This is a genomic window from Novosphingobium sp. THN1 (assembly GCF_003454795.1).
GTDB lineage: Bacteria > Pseudomonadota > Alphaproteobacteria > Sphingomonadales > Sphingomonadaceae > Novosphingobium.
Genome location: NZ_CP028347.1, coordinates 500,338 through 516,710, shown reverse-complemented (window position 1 = coordinate 516,710; position 16,373 = coordinate 500,338). Strand labels below are relative to the sequence as shown.

General features: G+C 65.4%; 18 protein-coding genes and 2 pseudogenes. 1 reads left to right on the top strand and 19 read right to left on the bottom strand.

The features are described from left to right. Positions 1 to 2: 2 nt before the first annotated feature. From fliR to C7W88_RS02590, 16 genes and pseudogenes are all read right to left on the bottom strand, one after another. On the bottom strand, positions 3 to 785 hold the full coding sequence (fliR, locus tag C7W88_RS02660) for a flagellar biosynthetic protein FliR (protein ID WP_118072393.1): 783 nt from the start codon (positions 783 to 785) through the stop codon (positions 3 to 5). Positions 786 to 788: 3 nt separating this feature from the next. Further along, on the bottom strand, positions 789 to 1,064 hold the full coding sequence (locus tag C7W88_RS02655; RefSeq protein ID WP_039336195.1) for a flagellar biosynthetic protein FliQ: 276 nt from the start codon (positions 1,062 to 1,064) through the stop codon (positions 789 to 791). 6 nt (positions 1,065 to 1,070) lie between these two features. Further along, positions 1,071 to 1,802: a flagellar type III secretion system pore protein FliP gene (gene fliP, locus C7W88_RS02650; protein WP_118074532.1), complete on the bottom strand. Its 732-nt coding sequence runs from the start codon at positions 1,800 to 1,802 to the stop codon at positions 1,071 to 1,073. 53 nt (positions 1,803 to 1,855) lie between these two features. Further along, positions 1,856 to 2,137, bottom strand: coding sequence for a flagellar biosynthetic protein FliO (locus C7W88_RS02645; RefSeq protein ID WP_118072392.1), 282 nt, complete (start codon positions 2,135 to 2,137; stop codon positions 1,856 to 1,858). Further along, positions 2,137 to 2,442 carry a flagellar motor switch protein FliN gene (fliN, locus tag C7W88_RS02640; protein WP_118072391.1) on the bottom strand — a complete coding sequence of 102 codons (306 nt, stop codon included), beginning with the start codon at positions 2,440 to 2,442 and terminating at the stop codon, positions 2,137 to 2,139. Before fliN ends, C7W88_RS02645 begins: the two co-directional genes overlap by 1 nt. A gap of 23 nt (positions 2,443 to 2,465) precedes the next feature. Next, complete coding sequence (locus C7W88_RS02635) at positions 2,466 to 3,353, bottom strand: FliM/FliN family flagellar motor switch protein (RefSeq protein WP_118072390.1); 888 nt, start codon at positions 3,351 to 3,353, stop codon at positions 2,466 to 2,468. A gap of 21 nt (positions 3,354 to 3,374) precedes the next feature. Beyond that, the gene (locus tag C7W88_RS23360) at positions 3,375 to 3,503 is read right to left on the bottom strand and encodes a flagellar basal body-associated FliL family protein (RefSeq protein ID WP_240344780.1); all 129 of its coding nucleotides are present in this window, start codon (positions 3,501 to 3,503) and stop codon (positions 3,375 to 3,377) included. Then, positions 3,500 to 3,979 (bottom strand): flagellar basal body-associated protein FliL, encoded by a 480-nt coding sequence (locus C7W88_RS02630; RefSeq protein WP_240344779.1) that lies wholly within the window; start codon positions 3,977 to 3,979, stop codon positions 3,500 to 3,502. Before C7W88_RS02630 ends, C7W88_RS23360 begins: the two co-directional genes overlap by 4 nt. A 30-nt stretch (positions 3,980 to 4,009) precedes the next feature. Next, positions 4,010 to 5,257, bottom strand: a complete 1,248-nt coding sequence (locus tag C7W88_RS02625; RefSeq protein WP_118072389.1) for a hypothetical protein — start codon at positions 5,255 to 5,257, stop codon at positions 4,010 to 4,012. Between the two features lie 33 nt (positions 5,258 to 5,290). After that, positions 5,291 to 5,722: a hypothetical protein gene (locus tag C7W88_RS02620; RefSeq protein WP_118072388.1), complete on the bottom strand. Its 432-nt coding sequence runs from the start codon at positions 5,720 to 5,722 to the stop codon at positions 5,291 to 5,293. Continuing rightward, a pseudogene (locus C7W88_RS02615) lies at positions 5,719 to 7,049 on the bottom strand (FliI/YscN family ATPase). The gene C7W88_RS02620 and the pseudogene C7W88_RS02615 overlap by 4 nt, the downstream one beginning before the upstream one ends. Further along, a complete protein-coding gene (locus C7W88_RS02610) occupies positions 7,049 to 7,663 on the bottom strand; it encodes a FliH/SctL family protein (protein ID WP_118072387.1) in 615 nt (204 codons plus the stop codon). Before C7W88_RS02610 ends, C7W88_RS02615 begins: the two are co-directional and overlap by 1 nt. After that, positions 7,656 to 8,675 (bottom strand): flagellar motor switch protein FliG, encoded by a 1,020-nt coding sequence (gene fliG, locus C7W88_RS02605; RefSeq protein ID WP_118072386.1) that lies wholly within the window; start codon positions 8,673 to 8,675, stop codon positions 7,656 to 7,658. Before fliG ends, C7W88_RS02610 begins: the two co-directional genes overlap by 8 nt. Then, positions 8,672 to 10,384, bottom strand: coding sequence for a flagellar basal-body MS-ring/collar protein FliF (gene fliF, locus C7W88_RS02600; RefSeq protein ID WP_118072385.1), 1,713 nt, complete (start codon positions 10,382 to 10,384; stop codon positions 8,672 to 8,674). The genes fliG and fliF overlap by 4 nt, the downstream gene beginning before the upstream one ends. A gap of 4 nt (positions 10,385 to 10,388) precedes the next feature. Continuing rightward, positions 10,389 to 10,772, bottom strand: a complete 384-nt coding sequence (gene fliE / locus C7W88_RS02595) for a flagellar hook-basal body complex protein FliE (protein ID WP_370073174.1) — start codon at positions 10,770 to 10,772, stop codon at positions 10,389 to 10,391. After that, a pseudogene (locus tag C7W88_RS02590) lies at positions 10,759 to 12,041 on the bottom strand (sigma-54 interaction domain-containing protein). Before C7W88_RS02590 ends, fliE begins: the two are co-directional and overlap by 14 nt. A gap of 238 nt (positions 12,042 to 12,279) precedes the next feature. On the opposite strand from C7W88_RS02590, the gene C7W88_RS02585 reads away from it, so the two are divergent. Further along, positions 12,280 to 13,107 (top strand): flagellin, encoded by an 828-nt coding sequence (locus tag C7W88_RS02585; RefSeq protein ID WP_118072384.1) that lies wholly within the window; start codon positions 12,280 to 12,282, stop codon positions 13,105 to 13,107. Positions 13,108 to 13,253: 146 nt separating this feature from the next. Here C7W88_RS02585 and C7W88_RS02580 read toward each other — a convergent pair whose 3' ends face one another. The 3 genes from C7W88_RS02580 to motA form a co-directional block, all read right to left on the bottom strand. Continuing rightward, positions 13,254 to 14,480, bottom strand: a complete 1,227-nt coding sequence (locus C7W88_RS02580; protein WP_118072383.1) for a S8 family serine peptidase — start codon at positions 14,478 to 14,480, stop codon at positions 13,254 to 13,256. Positions 14,481 to 14,643: 163 nt separating this feature from the next. Beyond that, on the bottom strand, positions 14,644 to 15,483 hold the full coding sequence (locus tag C7W88_RS02575) for a flagellar motor protein MotB (RefSeq protein WP_118072382.1): 840 nt from the start codon (positions 15,481 to 15,483) through the stop codon (positions 14,644 to 14,646). A 3-nt stretch (positions 15,484 to 15,486) separates the two neighbouring features. Continuing rightward, entirely contained in the window at positions 15,487 to 16,350 is an 864-nt protein-coding gene (gene motA / locus C7W88_RS02570) for a flagellar motor stator protein MotA (RefSeq protein ID WP_118072381.1), read from the bottom strand. Between the last annotated feature and the right edge of the window lie 23 nt (positions 16,351 to 16,373).

Genomic DNA, 16,373 nt, shown 5'->3' with positions numbered 1-16,373 from the left:
TCCTACTTCAGGACCAGCGCGCCGGCATTGGCGACGGCGGTGGCGGAGATGTCGACCATCACGTCGGTCAGCATCGGGGCGGCGGCGATCATCGCGGCAAGGCCAGCGAGAACGCCAGCCGGCAGGCCCAGCGAGAACAGGTTGAGGCTGGGGGCGGAGCGGCTGATGATGCCCGTCGTGACCTGCACCAGCAGCAGGATCAGCGTGACCGGCAGGGCGATAAGGAGGGCGGTCACGAACATCTGCGTCGCGAATTGGCCGATCAGGTCGATCCGGTTTGCCGCCAGCCACGATGTGCCCGGCGGGAAGGTGCGGTAGCTGTCAACCAGCAGCGCGATCCAGTTGAGGTGCGCGCCGGTGCCGAGGAAGATGACGGTCAGCACGACGGCGAAGTACTGCCCCATCGCCGGGGAGTGCGCACCGCTGACCGGGTCTGCCGTCGTGGCGATCGACATGCCCATGCCGCCCCCGATCACTTCGGCGGCAAGCGTCGGCGCGGCAAAGGAAAGTTGCAGGGCAAAACCCATCGCAAGGCCGATCAGGACTTCGTTGGCAGCGCTGAGCAGGCCGTTGATCGACAGCAGCGCGGTCGGCGCTTCAACCGGGGTCCACCCGCACACCAGCATCGCGATCGCGCCCGAGGCGACGATGCGGATCTGATAAGGCACGGTGCCGGTGCCGAACAGCGGCGCGGCGAACATGGCAGCGGCAATGCGCGTCATCACGAACAGCCAGCGCCAGAAGTCCGCCTCGAGCGCGCCAAAGCCGAAGTTCAGCTGCAGCACGGGTCAGCCTTTTCCAGTCATGGCGATCTGGTCGAAGATTTCCTTGGTGAAATCTCCGACAAGGCCGAGCATCGCCGATCCGAACAGCACCAGCACCAGCGCAGTGACCGCAAGCTTCGGCACGAAAGTCAGCGTCTGTTCGTTGACCGAGGTTGCCGCCTGGATCACACCGACGACGAGGCCGACGGCGAGCGAGGCGATGAGGATCGGCGCGGCAACCAGCGCCGTGATCCACAGCATGCGGTCAGCCAGTGCAAGGAGGGAGGCGGTGTCTTCCATCGCCGCCTACCCGAAGCTTGCCGCAAGGCTGCCCATCAGCAGCGCCCAGCCATCGACGAGGACGAACAGCAGCAGCTTGAACGGCAGCGAGACGATCGTCGGGCTCATCATCATCATGCCCAGGCTCATCAGCACCGAGGAGACCACGAGGTCGATCACCAGAAAGGGGAGGAACAGCATGAACCCGATCTGGAAAGCTGTCTTGAGCTCGCTCGTAACGTATGCCGGGAGCAGGATCGAGTAGGGCACGTCGGCCGGCGTGGCGAACTTGGGCGCCCGCGCCATTTCCGAGAACATGCGCAAATCGGTCTCACGGGTCTGGCGGATCATGAAGGCGTGAAACTCACGCCCGCCGGCCACGAACGCCTGCTCTGCGCCGATCTGGCCGCTGGAGTAAGGCTGGATGGCGTTGGCGTTCACCTTGTCGAGCGTCGGGCCCATGATGAACAGCGAGAGGAACAGCGACAGGCCGATCAGCACCTGATTGGGCGGCGATTGCTGCAGCCCCATCGCCTGACGCAGGATCGACAGCACTACCAGCACGCGGGTGAAGCTGGTCATCATCAGGATCAGCGACGGCAGGATCGTCAGCAGCCCCATGATGAGCAGGAGCTGCAGTGACAGCGACAGCGAGCCGCCGCTCTGCGCGCCGGCCATCTGGCCGAAGGCGCGGTCAAGCGCGCCGGAGATCGCGGCGGGCTGCTGGGCCTGGGCAGGGCCGACAGCCGCCTGCGCCATGGCGTAGTGCGGCAGCAATATCAGCGTCGTCGCAAGGGATGCAAGGAGGCGCTTCACTGCACGTCCTCCGCTTCCACCTTGGGCCGCGCGGGGGCTTCGGCGAGGCGGACGAGACCGTTCTTGCCTGCAGAAACGAGGATCTCGCGGCCATGGAATTCGAGCACGGCAAGCCGCAGCGTGGGGCTGAGCATCTGCGTTTCGACAATGCGCACGGACTTGGGCGCACTGCCCGCCATGAAGCGGCCTTCCATGCGCTTGGCAAACTTGAGGCTGGCCCAGGCAAGGCCGCCAATCAGCGGCAGCAGCACGAGCAGCTTGAGGACGTACCAGAACATCAGGCAGCGTCCCCCTTGGCGGCTTTTTTCGCCGGGGCTGCAGGCGCTTCTTCGGGCTCGCTGCCGGCAAGTTCGACGATCCTGAGGCCGAAGCGGTCACCTTGTGCGACCACTTCACCGCGCGCGATCAGCTTGCCGTTGACCATGACGTCGAGCAGCTCGTCGGTCAGGCGATCGAGCATGACGACGGACTCCTCGGTCAGGCCGAGCACGTCCTTGAGCTTCATCGAAGTGCGGCCGAGTTCGACGGTCAGTCGAACGTCCACGTCCTTGAGGAAATCGAAACCGCGGGGCTGGAAGGTCATGGGGTCAGGGCCTCTTCGGGATATCAGGAAAGCTGGTTGAGCTGGATGGCGACGCGGTCTTCGAGCGCGCCGATCGTGCCGGTGGCGTAAGTCTTGTCGCCGACCTTGACCGGCACGTTGCGCGCGATGGGCACGGGCAGCACTTGTCCGATGCGCAGGCCAGATACGACCGCGAGCGGCAGCCGCATGTCGACCAGCACTGCGGCAAGCTCGACCGGCAGGTCGGCAAAGGGCGCGTCGGTGGGCTGGGCCGGACCGCGCCGGGGCTTGGGCGGACGCTTGGCATCGCCATGGGCAAACATCAGGCCGAGCGTATCGTGCGGGAAGGCAATCGAGATCGCCCAGGGCATCCGGCCCTGCTCGACCACGTTCAGCGTCAGTCCGGCTACCTTGGTCGCATCGGGCATGGCCTGAAGCTGGGCGAGGCTGGCATCGCGGCGCAGCGCGCGGATCGGACCGCCGCTGCCGCCCAATGCAACGGTGAGCGCCGAGGCGACGAGCTGTTCGATCCGGCCGATCATCAGTTCGGCAGAAAGCGGGAATTCCTTGGGCAGCGATGAAGGGGTATCGCCGGGACCGCCAAAGGCGCGGTCGACCAGGCGCAGCACGTTCTCGCCTTCAACGGTGATCATGAACCGGGCGCTGCCGATCTGCATCAGGCTGTTGGCGGCAAGGCGCGGGATTTCCGAGCAGAAGTCGGCGAAGTCCGTGTCCATCGGCTTCATCGCATTGATCTGCGGCTCAGCCCCGCCGAGCAGGGGACCGAGCGCGCCGCGAACCGCCTTGGCCAGGCGTTCGCTCATGCGGGTGAGCGCCGGGATCAGTTCGGCGGCACTGGGGCCGGGGCGCAGCAGGGCCGGATCGTGCCGGGCAATGGCACGTTCGGCGATGAAGGCGCGTTCGGGTTTCATGGAGGCGCTGACGCTTTCCGCTTACTGGACGATAAAGGTCTTGAAATAGACGTTGTCGACCCCGCCAAAGCCCTCGTTCTCGGTGAGGACCTTGTTGATCGCGGCGGTCAGGCGCTTCTGCAGCCGTGCCTTGCCTTCCGGGCTGATCACCTCTTCCTCGGGGTGTCGGCAATGGCGATGAGCAGGGCCGAGCGGATCGCCAGCTCGTGCTTCTTCATCCACAGCACGACGCGATAGTCGCGGCGGGTTGAGGCCGAGATGTTCACCTGCAGCAGGGCGTCGGTGTTCTTGAGGTTCGACGTGAAATCGTCGGCGAAGTTGTAATAGACCGTGCGGAATTCACTGCCGCCGTCGCCGTCGGTTTCGCCAGCAGCACCGCCGCCTTCGCCTTCACCTTCCTTGGCGACCGGCGCATAGGGGTCTTCCTCGCCCTTGCGCACCAGCTTGGGGTTGTTGTCGACCTTGACGACTTCATGCGTGCCGCCGCCGATGATCCCGGCAGCCACGAGGCCGAACACGCCGCCCGCGCCGACGCCCAGCAGTGCGACAGCGCCGACGATCTTGATCATCATGCCGCCGCCCTTCTTCTTCTTGGGCTTCTCTTCCTTGTCGCTCTTGTCGCTCATCGAAGTTCTCTCAGGAAATGGGGGTCAGGATCAGGCGTAGATGCCGCGATCGTCGCTGCGGTGGCGGGGCGCTTCTTCCTCGCGGGACGAAGTGCCGTTGCCGGAGAATGGGCGGGCGGGAGCCTGCTCTGCCTGACGCGGCTGCTGGCGCTGGCTTTCGCCCTGGCCGCCCTGCATGCGCGGATCGGCTTGCGGCTGCGGATTCTGGCCGGCGCTTTCGGCGGGTGTGCGCGCTGCTTCGGCAGTGGCGTTGACCGCCCGGGCAAAGCCGGGATCGGCGCTGCTCATCGCTACCGACATGCCGCGATCCTCGCTCTGGTCGAAGCGCAGGGTGACGTGGCCGAACTCGGCATGGTTGATCGAGGCGGTAACGGCACGCGGCGAAGCTTCCTCGCGGGCGCGTGCGAGATTGTCGACCAGGGTGGCGAAATCGACCCGTTCGGTGCGGGCTTCGTGGCGCACGGGCGAAGGGGCGGCATTGTCCGGCGCCGAGAGCGAACGGTCTGCCAGCAGGCTAGTGGTGCTGGTCGCTTCGACGCGGGGGGCTTCTGTGCGCTCGCTGTCGGTCAGCGGCTTGGCACGGGAGACCGGTGAAGGCGCTGCTGAAACCTCGGCTGCCTCACCATCGGCGCTCGCTGCCTTGCTCTGGCGAGCCATGCGAGCGGCCATGATCTGCGCAGTCGGCGCGCCGGCAATCGTTTCCGGCTGGCCGGGCGACGGTGCTGTCTCAGGTGCGGAGGTCAGTTCAATCTGCACCGTGCGGACCAGCGCGATTGCTGTCGAAGCGAGAGATGACGGTGCATTTAACCCTGGTCCAGCCGAGGCAATGGCTGCCGTGGGGCGTGCGGATGCACTGCTGGCGTCGCCACCGTCGGAAGCCACCAGACTATCCGGTGCGGCGAACAGTGCTGCGAGAAGACCAGGGTCGGGCAGGGCGGCGTCTGGCAGTTCCTGCGCATCGCTGAAGTCGTCGTCGTCGTGCTCGGCTTCGGCCCGCGGCTTTGCCGGCTGAGGCTTCGCCTGCACATCGGGGGAGCGGACTTGCTGCAAGGCGGCAAGCAGCTTTGCCGCATCCGGCAAGATCTTGCCGCTTTCCGGCAAAGGTGCGTCTGCCGGTTCTGCCGGCGTGACCTGCAGGGCGAGGAGGGCTTCGAAGGCAAGGCCGGGGGCAGTGACGGCTCCATCCGTCGATTCCGCTGGATTTCCGCCATTCTGCAGCGGCGCAGCCTGCAGGCCAGGGGCGGCAGTCGGCTGGGAAAGGGCGGCAAGATCGAACATCGGCAAAGCTCCGTGGCGGTGCGTTAACCGTGATTATTCAAGACCCGTGCCAGATTGCCTTTTGCCGGTAGTAGGTGTTGTTGCGGATGCCACCTTGCGCGCGATCAGACGCTCCTGCGCCTCGGCGCGCTCTTCCACGGCGGCGCGGCGACGTTCGGCAGCGGCGGCTTCCTGCGCCTTGGCATCGGCGATCTTGCGCGCAGCATCGGCATCGGCGCGCGTGCCGGTGGTAATCCGGTCAAGCCCGGCGACGAAATGCCGCAACTGCTGCAGCGAATGGGCATCACGCGCATCGGTGCGGGCGGAGTAGTCGGCGGAAAGCCGGGACGTCCGCTCCACGAGCCCCTGCAACTGCGCCAGCGTACCCTCGGCCTTGCCGGCTTCGGCGAGCGCAGTCTGGCGGGCGATGTCACGGATACGCTCCAGCCGCTTCAGGCGCGCCAGGCGCTCGCGCTCTGCCTTCATGCGCCGATCAGCTGGGTGAGCGCGGCGACGCTTGCCGTCATCGGCACCACTTCACGCTGCGGCTGGCTGATGAACCCGGTCAGCGCCTCGTGCATGGCAATGGCGCGATCGAGCTGGGGATCGGCCCCGCTGCGATAGGCGCCCATCAGCACGAGGTCGCGGTTGGCCTCGTAACTTGCCACGAGTGCACGGAAAGTGCGGGCGGCGCGCTGGTGTTCGGGGCGGTGATATCGTTCATCACGCGGCTCAATGAGGCGGCGATGTCGATGGCAGGGTATTGCCCGCGCTGGGCAAGATCGCGTGACAGCACGATGTGCCCGTCGAGAATTGAACGCGCCGTGTCGACCACCGGATCGTCCTGGTTGTCGCCATCGGCAAGGACCGTGTAGAGTCCGGTCACCGACCCGCCGCTTTCCGCCGAATTGCCGGCGCGTTCGACGAGCTTGGTAATCGTGGCGAGGGCCGAGGGCGGATAGCCGCGCGCCGCGCCCGGTTCCCCGAGCAGCAGGGCAATCTCGCGTCCGGCGTGAGCCACGCGCGTCAGGCTGTCCATGATCAGCAGCACGCGCTTGCCTTGCGCGCGGAAGTATTCGGCCAGCGCCGTCGCCATCATTGCGCCGCGTATGCGCAAGTTGGGCGCGTGGTCGGCAGGGACCGCGACGACGACCGAGCGTTCGCGCTTGGAACCTTGCATGTGCCGTTCGACAAAGTCCGATACTTCGCGCGCGCGCTCGCCAATCAGGCCGACGATGACGATCTCGGCCTCGGCACCATGCGCAATCATGTCGAGCAGCACCGATTTGCCGACGCCCGAGCCTGCCATGATGCCGATACGCTGGCCGATGCCGAACGTGGTCAGCGCGTTGAGCGCTCGAACACCGGTATCGAAGCTTTCGCGCACCGGCGAACGATCGAGTGCGGCAGCGCGGACGCCGCCTGCAGGCCATTCGCGGCGGTTGTGGATCGGCCCCATGCCGTCGATCGGCTTGCCCTCGCCATCGATCGCGCGGCCGAGGAAGGCCTCACCCACCGGGACCATGCCTGGGCGACCTTCGGGGCGGACCTTGGCACCGGGGCGCAGCAACACTGGATCGCCGAGCAACATCATCAAGGTGCGGCCGTTGCGAAAGCCGATGGTCTCTGCCGTCAGCGATCCCGCCCCGTGAGCGATGCGGCATTGCGTGCCGATGGGCACCGAAAGCCCCGATACTTCAAGCATTCCGCCATCGCAGGCGGCCAGCAGGCCATAGCGCGCAGGCGTGAAATCGGGTTCGCACAGCGCCAGGGAATCGAGCGCCCGGTCGAGCACGGAGAAGGTTGGCCCCATCAGCATTGGCGCAGCGCCTCGTGGATGGCAGCGCGCCATTGCTCAGGCCCATCCTCGACACCGCCGGTCGCACCTTCGACGCGCAGTGCGCCGCGTTCGAGCGAAGCGTCTGGTTCGAAGTGCCAGTCTTCCGGCAGGCGCGCGGCGATGAGGGCAAGGTCCTCGGGATGGAGCCGGATGACGCGCTGGTCCTCGGCGCGGGCGAGCATGGCGGCGGCAGCCTCGACCCGGCGGGTCAGCGCATCGGGATCAAGGGCTGCGGGCGCAATCGCTGCCTCGCACAGGGCAATCACCGTCTCACGCAAACGGTCCAGCAGTTCGGTCTGCATCGCAACATCGAGCTTGCCGAGCGCGAACTCGATCTTCTGACGCGCTGCTTCCTGTTCGGCAATGAGCTGGGCTGCGGCCTCCTGCGCTTCGCCCAGACCCTTGGCATAGCCATCGGCCCACGCTTCGGCGATCGGATCATGCGGTTCTGGTTCGTCCTCTACCGGCACGATGATCGGTTCCGGTTCGGGCGCTGCAAATTCGCGGAAGAAGCGGCGATCACGCGCGAAGCCTGTGGGCACCTGGCCAAGGTCAGCCAGCGAGATCGCCCGCAAGCTGTCAGACATAGTCGTCGTCGCCCGCGCCAAACACGATCACGCCTTCGGCCGAGAGGCGGCGGGCCGCCGTGACCATGGCCTTCTGCGCCTCGATCACTTCGGCCATCTTCATGCGGCCACGTGCGGCAATCTCGTCGCGCACGCCGTCCGCGGCGCGGCTCGACATGGCGCGGAAGAAGCATTCGCGCTGCTCTTCGGGAATGCCCTTCAGCGAGGCAATCAGTGCATCGCTGTCGACCTCGCGCAGCAGTGCGCCCATCGACTTGTCGTCGAGCGAGAAGAGGTGCTCGAACTTGAACATCTCATTCTCGATGGCCTTGGCGAGCTGGCGATCCTGCTTGGCGATTTCCGGCATGACCCGCTTTTCGACCGCTCGGACCGAGGCGTTGATGATGTCTGCCGCCTCGCGCGGTCCGCCCATGGCAAAGGCGCCTTGGCCGTGCCGTTCGCCGATGCGCTGGTGCAGCATCTCCTCGAGCATGGCGATGGCTTCGGGCGCGACTGGCCCGAGCGAGGCGATGCGGTGAACGACCTGCGGCTGCACCTCGTCGGGCAGGCCATGCAGGACCGCGGCGGCCACTTCGGGATCAAGCTGGACCAGCAGCACGGCAATCGCCTGCGGATGCTCATCGCGGATCAGGGGCACGATCACCTGCGGCGTCAGCCATCTGGCAAGTTCGATGCTGGGCGTGCGCGAGGGATCGTCGGGCAGGATGCGTTGCATCAGGCTGTCCGCCTTTATCTCGCCCACGGCGCGCGTCATCAGCGAGCGTACCTGCCCGACGCGATCGTGCGCGATCAGGCCGAGCCGCTCGGTCTTCTCGACGAACCCGGCAATCGCCTGTGCGATCGCCACCGGACCGATCTCGCCCAGCGCGCACATCTTCTCGCCCAGCAGGCGAAGTTCTGCGGGCTCGAGTTGTGCGAGGATCTGCGCGGCCTGATCGTCCTCCAGCAGCATGACCATCACTGCCGCACGTTCGGGATCGGAAATGGCGGGGGCATCCATCAGGTCGCTCATGCGCTGGCTCCTTCCTCTTCAGGCTCTTTCAGCATCTGCTTGAGGGCAACCAGCGCGCTGTCGGGCTTTTCGACGACAAGCCGCTGGGCAAGGCTGACCTGCCGGGCCAGTGCCTCGGCATCGACGACACCCGTTTCGGGGTTTTGCGCGGGCTGGATTGCCTGGGCAACTTCCTCGGCCGTGACGGTTTCGATGGGTTCAGCCGATTCTTCGGCTTCCTTCTCCCCCTCCTCGTCGTCCGCCGCTTCCCCTTTCTTGCGCTTCTTTGCCGCCTTCTCTTCGGCAGGTGCAGGTTCCTTTTTCAGCGCCTTGATCAAGGGGCGCACGCCGAGCAACAGAACCAGCAGGACCGCGATCAACGCCACGACATTGCGCAGGATCGTGGCGAACCACGGCGTCTCCCAGAACGGCGCGGGGGCAACTTCTGCGGGCTTGAAGGCGCGAACGGCCACGGCAACCTGATCGCCGCGCGCCGGGTCGGCGCCAACCGCGGCGCTGACCAATTGCTTGATCTGTTCGATGTCCTGCGGCTTGGCCTTGGCCATGATCTCGGCGCTAAGCGCAACGGCGACGGACAGGCGCTTGATCTTGCCAGGCGTCTGGTTCGAAACCGCCACTTCGCGGCCCAGTTCATAAGTGCGTGAGGAGCTGGATTCGCCGTTGGCGCCGGGCGTTGCCGCAGCCGCCGGCGTGCCTTGCGGGGCACCGGGCTGGGCAGCCGTCGCTGGCGGCGGCGTATTGGCGGTGACGCCGGGCACGCCCTGCGCCGTTGCTGCGCCGGCCTGTTGCGAGGCGCTTTGCGTTTCCTGCCGGACCACGCCCTGCTTGTCATAGCTTTCGCGGGCCGAGGTCACCTGATCCATGTCGAGATCGAGCTGGATCTCGGAGGAGAAATTTCCTTCTCCCAGCATCGGGGTCAGCAGCTGCGCCACCTGCTGGCGCAGCTTCTCTTCCATGCGCTGCTGCAGTTCGAGCCGGTCGCCATCAGGGCCGGACGGGTCGGAAAGCAGTGCGCCGTGCTGGTCCACCACCCGCACCGCGTCGATCGAGAGCCCAGGCACGGAACCCGCCACCAGGTTCACGATCGCGCGCACCTGGCTTTCGGAAAGCTGCCTTCCGCGCTTCAATTTGACCATGACCGAGGCCGAAGGCGGCACGTTTTCGCGCACGAAGACCGACTTTTCCGGCTCGGCGAGATGGACCCGGACAGCTTCGACGCCGTCGATCTCCATCACCGTCAATTCCAGCTCGCGCTCGCGCGCGGCCTGCAGACGCTGGCCCTCAAGCCCGCGGCTGGCGCCCATCGGCAGCTTGTCGAGCATCTGTGTGCCGGTTTCGGGCGTGGCGATGGCGCCATCCGATGCCGCAGCCATGCGCGCCTTGTAGAGATCGTCCTCGCCCACAGTGATTGCACCGGTGGCGTTGTCGATCTGGTAGGCGATGTTGGCCTTTTCGAGGCTGGCGGTGACTTCTGACCGTTCGCTGTCGGAAAGCTGGCTATAGAGCATGCGCTGCGGTGCGGGCGCCATGGTCAACCACAGCACGCCGGTCAGACCGGCCGCAGAAACGCCGGCGAACCACGGGAGAGTGCGCCGCACCGGCGGTTGCGCTAGAAACGCCTTGGCCCGCGTGCCGAAGCTCCCGGCTGCGGGATCGGTCAGGACGCCGAAGGTCGATGGTGCTGGCGTGGCAGGGACAAGGTCAGCCATTCAATCACACTCCCATCCGCATGATGTCCTGGTAGGCGTTCAGCAGCTTGTTGCGGACCTGCAGCGTGGCCTCGAAGGCAACGCCTGCTTCCTGACGCGCCAGCATGACCTTGGCGACGTCGACCACTTCGCCCTTTTCGTAGGCTTCGCTGATCGCACTGGCCTTCTGCTGGCTGGCGTTCACGTTATCGAGCGCGCCCTTGAGGCTCTCGGTAAAGCTCCCCGCCGGGCCACTGCCGGCTTGTGGTCCTTGCGCCCCTGCGTTGCCTCGGGCGCCTTGACTTGCTGGAGCAGCTGCGAGCGCTCCATGATCTGCTGCCGCAGGGCCATGATGTCCTGGATGCCGGAAGCCCGGCCGCCGATGCCGGAGACGCTCATCGCCTGCCACCGACGGCCCTACCGTCCGCTGACCGGCCGTTCACTTCGATCCCGGCCTCACGGAAGCTGGCGAGGCGATAGCGCAGGGTGCGTTCGGAAATGCCGAGCTGGCGCGCAGCGGCAACGCGGCTGCCGTTGCAGGCCTCGAGAGTCGAGAGGATCGCCCGGGCTTCGGACATCTGCACGATGTTGGAAAGCTTGGCATCGCCCGCGGCAGGAACCGCAACCGGTTCGTTGATCAGGCGCGCGGGGCGATCGAAGATGATATGGGCCGGCTCGATCACGGGCGCGTTCCCGGCCAGGACCAGAGCGCGCCGCATCACGTTCTCGAGCTCGCGCACGTTGCCCGGCCAGCTATGTGCTGCCAGCATGGCCAGGGCCTCGTCAGAGATCCACGGTGCAACCTGCGCATGGCGCATCGCCATCGCGAAGGCGAGCGGCGCGATATCGTCGGGGCGTTCGCACAGGGCGCGCAGGGCCAGCGGGAAGACATTGAGGCGGTAATAGAGATCGGCGCGGAAGCGGCCTTCCTCGACTTCCAGCGGCAGATCGCGGTTGGCACAGGCGATCACGCGGACGTCCACCTTGATAGGCTGCGTTGCGCCCAGTGGCACGACTTCGCCTTCCTGTAGCGCGCGCAGCAGCTTGGCCTGCAGCGTCAGCGGCATCTCGGCGATCTCGTCGAGCAGCAGCGTGCCCCGTCAGCCGCGCGGAAGAAGCCTTCGCTCGCGGCATTGGCGCCGGTAAACGCGCCCTTCTGGTGGCCGAACAGCAGCGCTTCGAGCATGGCTTCGGGCATGGCGGCGCAATTGATGGCGATGAACGGCTTGTCGGCGCGAGCCGAGTGTTCGTGGATGAAGCGGCTCAGCACTTCCTTGCCGGTGCCGGTCGGGCCGTTGATCAGGACGGGGATGTCGGTGGCGGCGATGCGTTCGGCCAGGGCAAGGACAGACAGGCTTTCAGGATCGGCGGCAATCGGCGCGCCTGGCTTGGCGGCACAGGCCAGCACCGCAGCCAGCGCAGCTTCGCCGGCACCATCGGTGTAGCGCAAGGTCGCCGTCCGGCTGCCCGGCTGCCGTTCGATGGCAGGCGTTGCCGATCGCTCAAGCAGCACGACCTGCTTGCGCGGGGGCAGCTTCGCGTTCTCGAAGGCATCGGCGAGCAGCGACTGCCCATCCGCGCCGTAGCTGGAAAGCACCGAAGCCGCGCGCTGTACCAGCGCTGCGTGCGCTTTCGCCGCCGCTTCTGTGAACTGCAGTGCCCCGCAATCGCGAATCATCTCAAGACCCCTGTTAACCATCCTGTCTGTTCCCTTCTTTCGCGCGGGACCGACAAACAGGTTGAAACTTTAAGGGGGCGGGTAACCCTAAGGGCCAGTACTTAGGTCCGGCATTCTTTTGCCGGGCGGCAACTTAAAAGCGGCTGCCATTTGCCGGTCTTAGTCCCGACAGCCGTGTCGATCCTCTGACCCGGCGGTCCTTTCGGGAACGACACACCACCCTACCGGAGAATGGAAAATGGCGGTTATCAATACAAACATCAGCGCCTTGAAGGCGACGAACTCGTCGAACATGGCCAACAAGATGCTTGGCCAGGCGATGGAGCGACTGTCGACGGGCAAGCGCATCAACGGTGCCAAGGACGACGCGGCCGGTCTGGCAATTGCCACCAGCATGACGGCTCAGATCAAGGGCATGAACCAGGGCGTTCGCAACTCGAACGACGGCATCTCGCTGGCACAGACCGCAGAAGGCGCGCTGAACGAAGTGTCGAACATGCTCCAGCGCGTTCGTGAACTGGCCGTGCAGTCGGCTTCGGGCACCTATCAGGACGCCACCGACCGTGCCTACATGCAGACGGAAGTTGACGAGCTGACCGCGCAGATGGGCCAGATCATCGACAACACCAAATTCAACGGTGTGCAGCTGTTCGATGGCTCGGTTGCGACCGTGACGGTGCAGACCGGTGCAAACGGTTCGGACACCGTGGACATCACCATGGCCGACCTTACCACGCTGTCGGCTAACGGCGGTGCTGCCGGGTCTTACGATGTCTCCTCGGCAACCTCGGCAAACGGTCTGCTCGCAACGCTCGACACCGAACTGGACTCGATCTCGAGCTCGCGTGCAACGCTCGGTGCCGGCATGAACCGCCTGGAATCGGTGGTGAACAACCTCAACGACAACATCACCAACCTGTCGGATGCCCGTTCGCGCATTCAGGACACCGACTACTCGACCGAAACCACGCAGATGGCCAAGGCCCAGATCCTCTCGCAGGCCTCGACCGCGATGATCGCACAGGCCAACCAGAGCCAGCAGAACGTGCTGTCGCTGCTGCGTTAAGCGATGACCTCCGCCTGCCTCCACCAGGCGTGATCACAAGCCCGGCGGCCCATTCCAGGCCGCCGGGCCTTCGTGCGTTCTCCGGTGAATGAAGAAGGGCGGCTCCTTGCGGGGCCGCCCTTCGATGTTTCAGAAAGAAGCCGTTTTTACTTCACACCGACCGGGAAGCGCACGCCATTGGGCGCGGCGCTGGACAGCCGGCCATCACTGCGAGGACCGCCGATCAGCACGAGCCCGGCAAGGTGCGGAGTGGCCATCGAGGTGCCGGAGATCGTGTTGTAGCCGCCGTTCAGCCACGTCGAGAGGATCGACACGCCTGGTTCGGCGAAGTCCACGGGGTCGTTGACCAAAGAGTAGTTCGAGAAGCTGGCGAAGGTGTCCGAGCTGTTCACCGCTGCCACCGTGTAGATATACGGGCCGTCGGCGCGGGCGGGTGAGTGATTGTTGGCGTCGTCAGTCTCGTTCCCCGCGGCCAGCGCAAAGATGACCTTGCTGCTGTTGGACGCGTTGACCACTGCCGTGTCGAGCGCATCGGACACTGGCCCGCCAAGGCTCATGTTGGCGACGTCTCCGGCCGAGCCGACCGAGGCTACGTAATCCACGCCAGCGATGACATCCGAATAGGCACCGCTGCCGCGACGATCGAGCACACGCACCGCAACGACCTTTGCCCCGGCTGCCACGCCGACGACGCCAGTGCCATTGAGCTTGGCGGCAATCGTGCCGGCCACATGCGTGCCATGGCCGTTCAGATCGTTCGGCGAAGTCTCGCGCGAGACGAAGTTGCGGCTGAGCGCGGTGTCGACGTTGAGGTCCGGATGCGTGAGGAAGATGCCGCTGTCGATCACGAATGCGCGCCCGGTGCCGGTGTAATTGGCGCCGCCGCCCACGCGGGTGATGCCGGCAGGGGTGCTTTCGGTGGTCGAACCGCCTCCGCCGCCCGGCTTTGCCAGCGCATTGATCGGGTCGATCGCAGTGGCGACCTGGTCGGCCTCGCAGTATTCGATGTTGGGGTTATGCGCGGCGACAGCCTTGGCGCCTTGCGCCGGCAGGTTGATCGAGAAGCCCTGCAGCGCATAACGGTAGACGTGTCCGATCCGGCCACCAGCCTTGCCAGTGACCTTGTTGGCTTCGGCCTGTTCGGCGCCGGCCGCAACGCTGCCCTTCTTGAAGACGCAGATCCAGCTGTCGGGGATGGCCGATCCGGCGACTGCGGCTGCGGTTGGCCGGGCTGAAACTGCAACGGCAGGGCTCGACGAGGCGGGCAACAGCACCGCTCCCGAACCCGTGGACTTACCGCCGCCCGCCGCGGCAAACACGATCCCGGCCAATGCCACCGCCGATACGGTGGCCAAAGCTGCAAACTTGCGCATCTGGATTCAGCTCCCTGTCCCTACCTGTTGCGGTTCGTGGCTTGAGCACGACGCACCCCGCAATGATCGGAAGCTGCAGTGATCCGGTTACACATGCAACCGGAACTTTCACCATTATTTCAGGTGGATGTCATTTTATTGCTTAACGAAGCGCAAAGGATGTTCATCCAGTGATCAGGATCGACATGCGCCGATTGCGCGGGTCGGCCGGGTTGTTCTGCACCAGCGGCTCGCGGTCGGCCACGCCCTCGATCCGGCGAAAGCGCGGTTCGGCGATGCCTTGGCGCATCAGCGTCTGGCGCGTCGTCTCGGCGCGGCCGGCCGACAGTGACCAGTTGTTGGCGACACCGTTCTTCCATGGCAAGGAATCCGTGTGGCCGCGAATGGTCAGCTGGGTCTGGTCGGGCGCAATGGCCTGGCCGATCGCGCGGAGAAGTTCGGCAGCGTCAGGCGTCAGCACGGTGGTGCCCAGCAGGAACATCGAGAAGTCCGCATCGTCGACCACATCAAGCCGGACACCTTCGGGAGTCTCGGTCATGCGCACCTGCCGGGCGAGCTTCTTGAGCTTTTCGGATTGCGCAAGCTTCTGGGCGATACGTTCCTTCATCACCTGGCTGCGTTTGATCTTGCTGCCACCTTCCTTGGGGCCGCCGGTCGCATCGCGGGGAACGGAAAGCGTCTTGTTGCCGGTCTGCCCGGCGCGGTGCGGATAGTCGTCCACATCCGTCAGCGATGAACCTCCCAGCACGCCATAGCCGCCGGCGCTGCCCTGTCGCACCTTGACAAGTGTCGGCGTGAAGTAGTCGGCAATGCCCTTGCGCTGCTTCTCGGTCGTCGCGCCCAGCAGCCACATCAGCAGGAAGAACGCCATCATGGCGGTCACGAAGTCGGCATAGGCCACCTTCCAGGCGCCGCCGTGGTGCCCGCCGGCCACGATGGTGATCTTCTTGACGATGATCGGTTTGGGCGGCTCGTTCTTGCCCTTGGCCGGTGCCTTGGCCATGGCTTATCTGCCGCGCAGCGAGTCGAGCAGTTCCGATAGGCCGGGGCGGAAGGCATGGCCCAGCCCCGAGCGTGCGCTCTCGACCACCAAAGGCTGCGGCCAGCCATGAAGGCTTGCGATGATCACCTGCTTCACAGCCTGGAAGATCATTTCATCCTGCTCGAGCACCTGCTTGAGCCGCCCTGCGATCGGGCCGACCATGCCATAGGCGAGCAGAATGCCGAGAAAAGTGCCGACGAGTGCCGAACCGATCATTGCGCCGAGGATCGATGGCGGCTTGTCGATAGACCCCATCGTCTTCACCACGCCAAGGACCGCCGCGACGATGCCGAGCGCCGGGAGCGCGTCTGCAAGGCCCTGGATGGCGTGCTGGGCTTCGTGCTCCTCGTGGAAATGGGTCTTCATCGCGTGATCCATCACCTCTTCCACGGCATGCACTTCCAGCGTGCCTGAAGAGACCACGATCAAGGTCAGTGTGTCGCAGATCAGGGAAGTGAGTGCACCGTTGGCCAGCAGGCGCGGATACTCGGCGAAGATCGGCGAGTTCTTTGGGTCGGTCACGTGGCTTTCGAGCGCAACCGGGCCATCGCTGCGCAGGATCTTCATCAGCTTGGTGCACAGCACGATCACGTCGATGTGATCCTGCTTGTTGTGCTTGGGCCCCTTGAAGCTCTTGGCGAACCCGCCGCCGATGCCTTTCAGCTCATGCATCGAGTTGCCAGTCACGATTGCGCCCACTGCCGCGCCGCCGATGATCAGCATTTCGTGGGGAAGCGCATGCAGGACCGGGCCAAGGTCACCGCCGGTGATGGCGAAGCCGCCGAAAACCATGGCGAGCAGGATAACGATGCCAACGATCACGAACATGAAACAGGTTCCCGGTGAGCTTG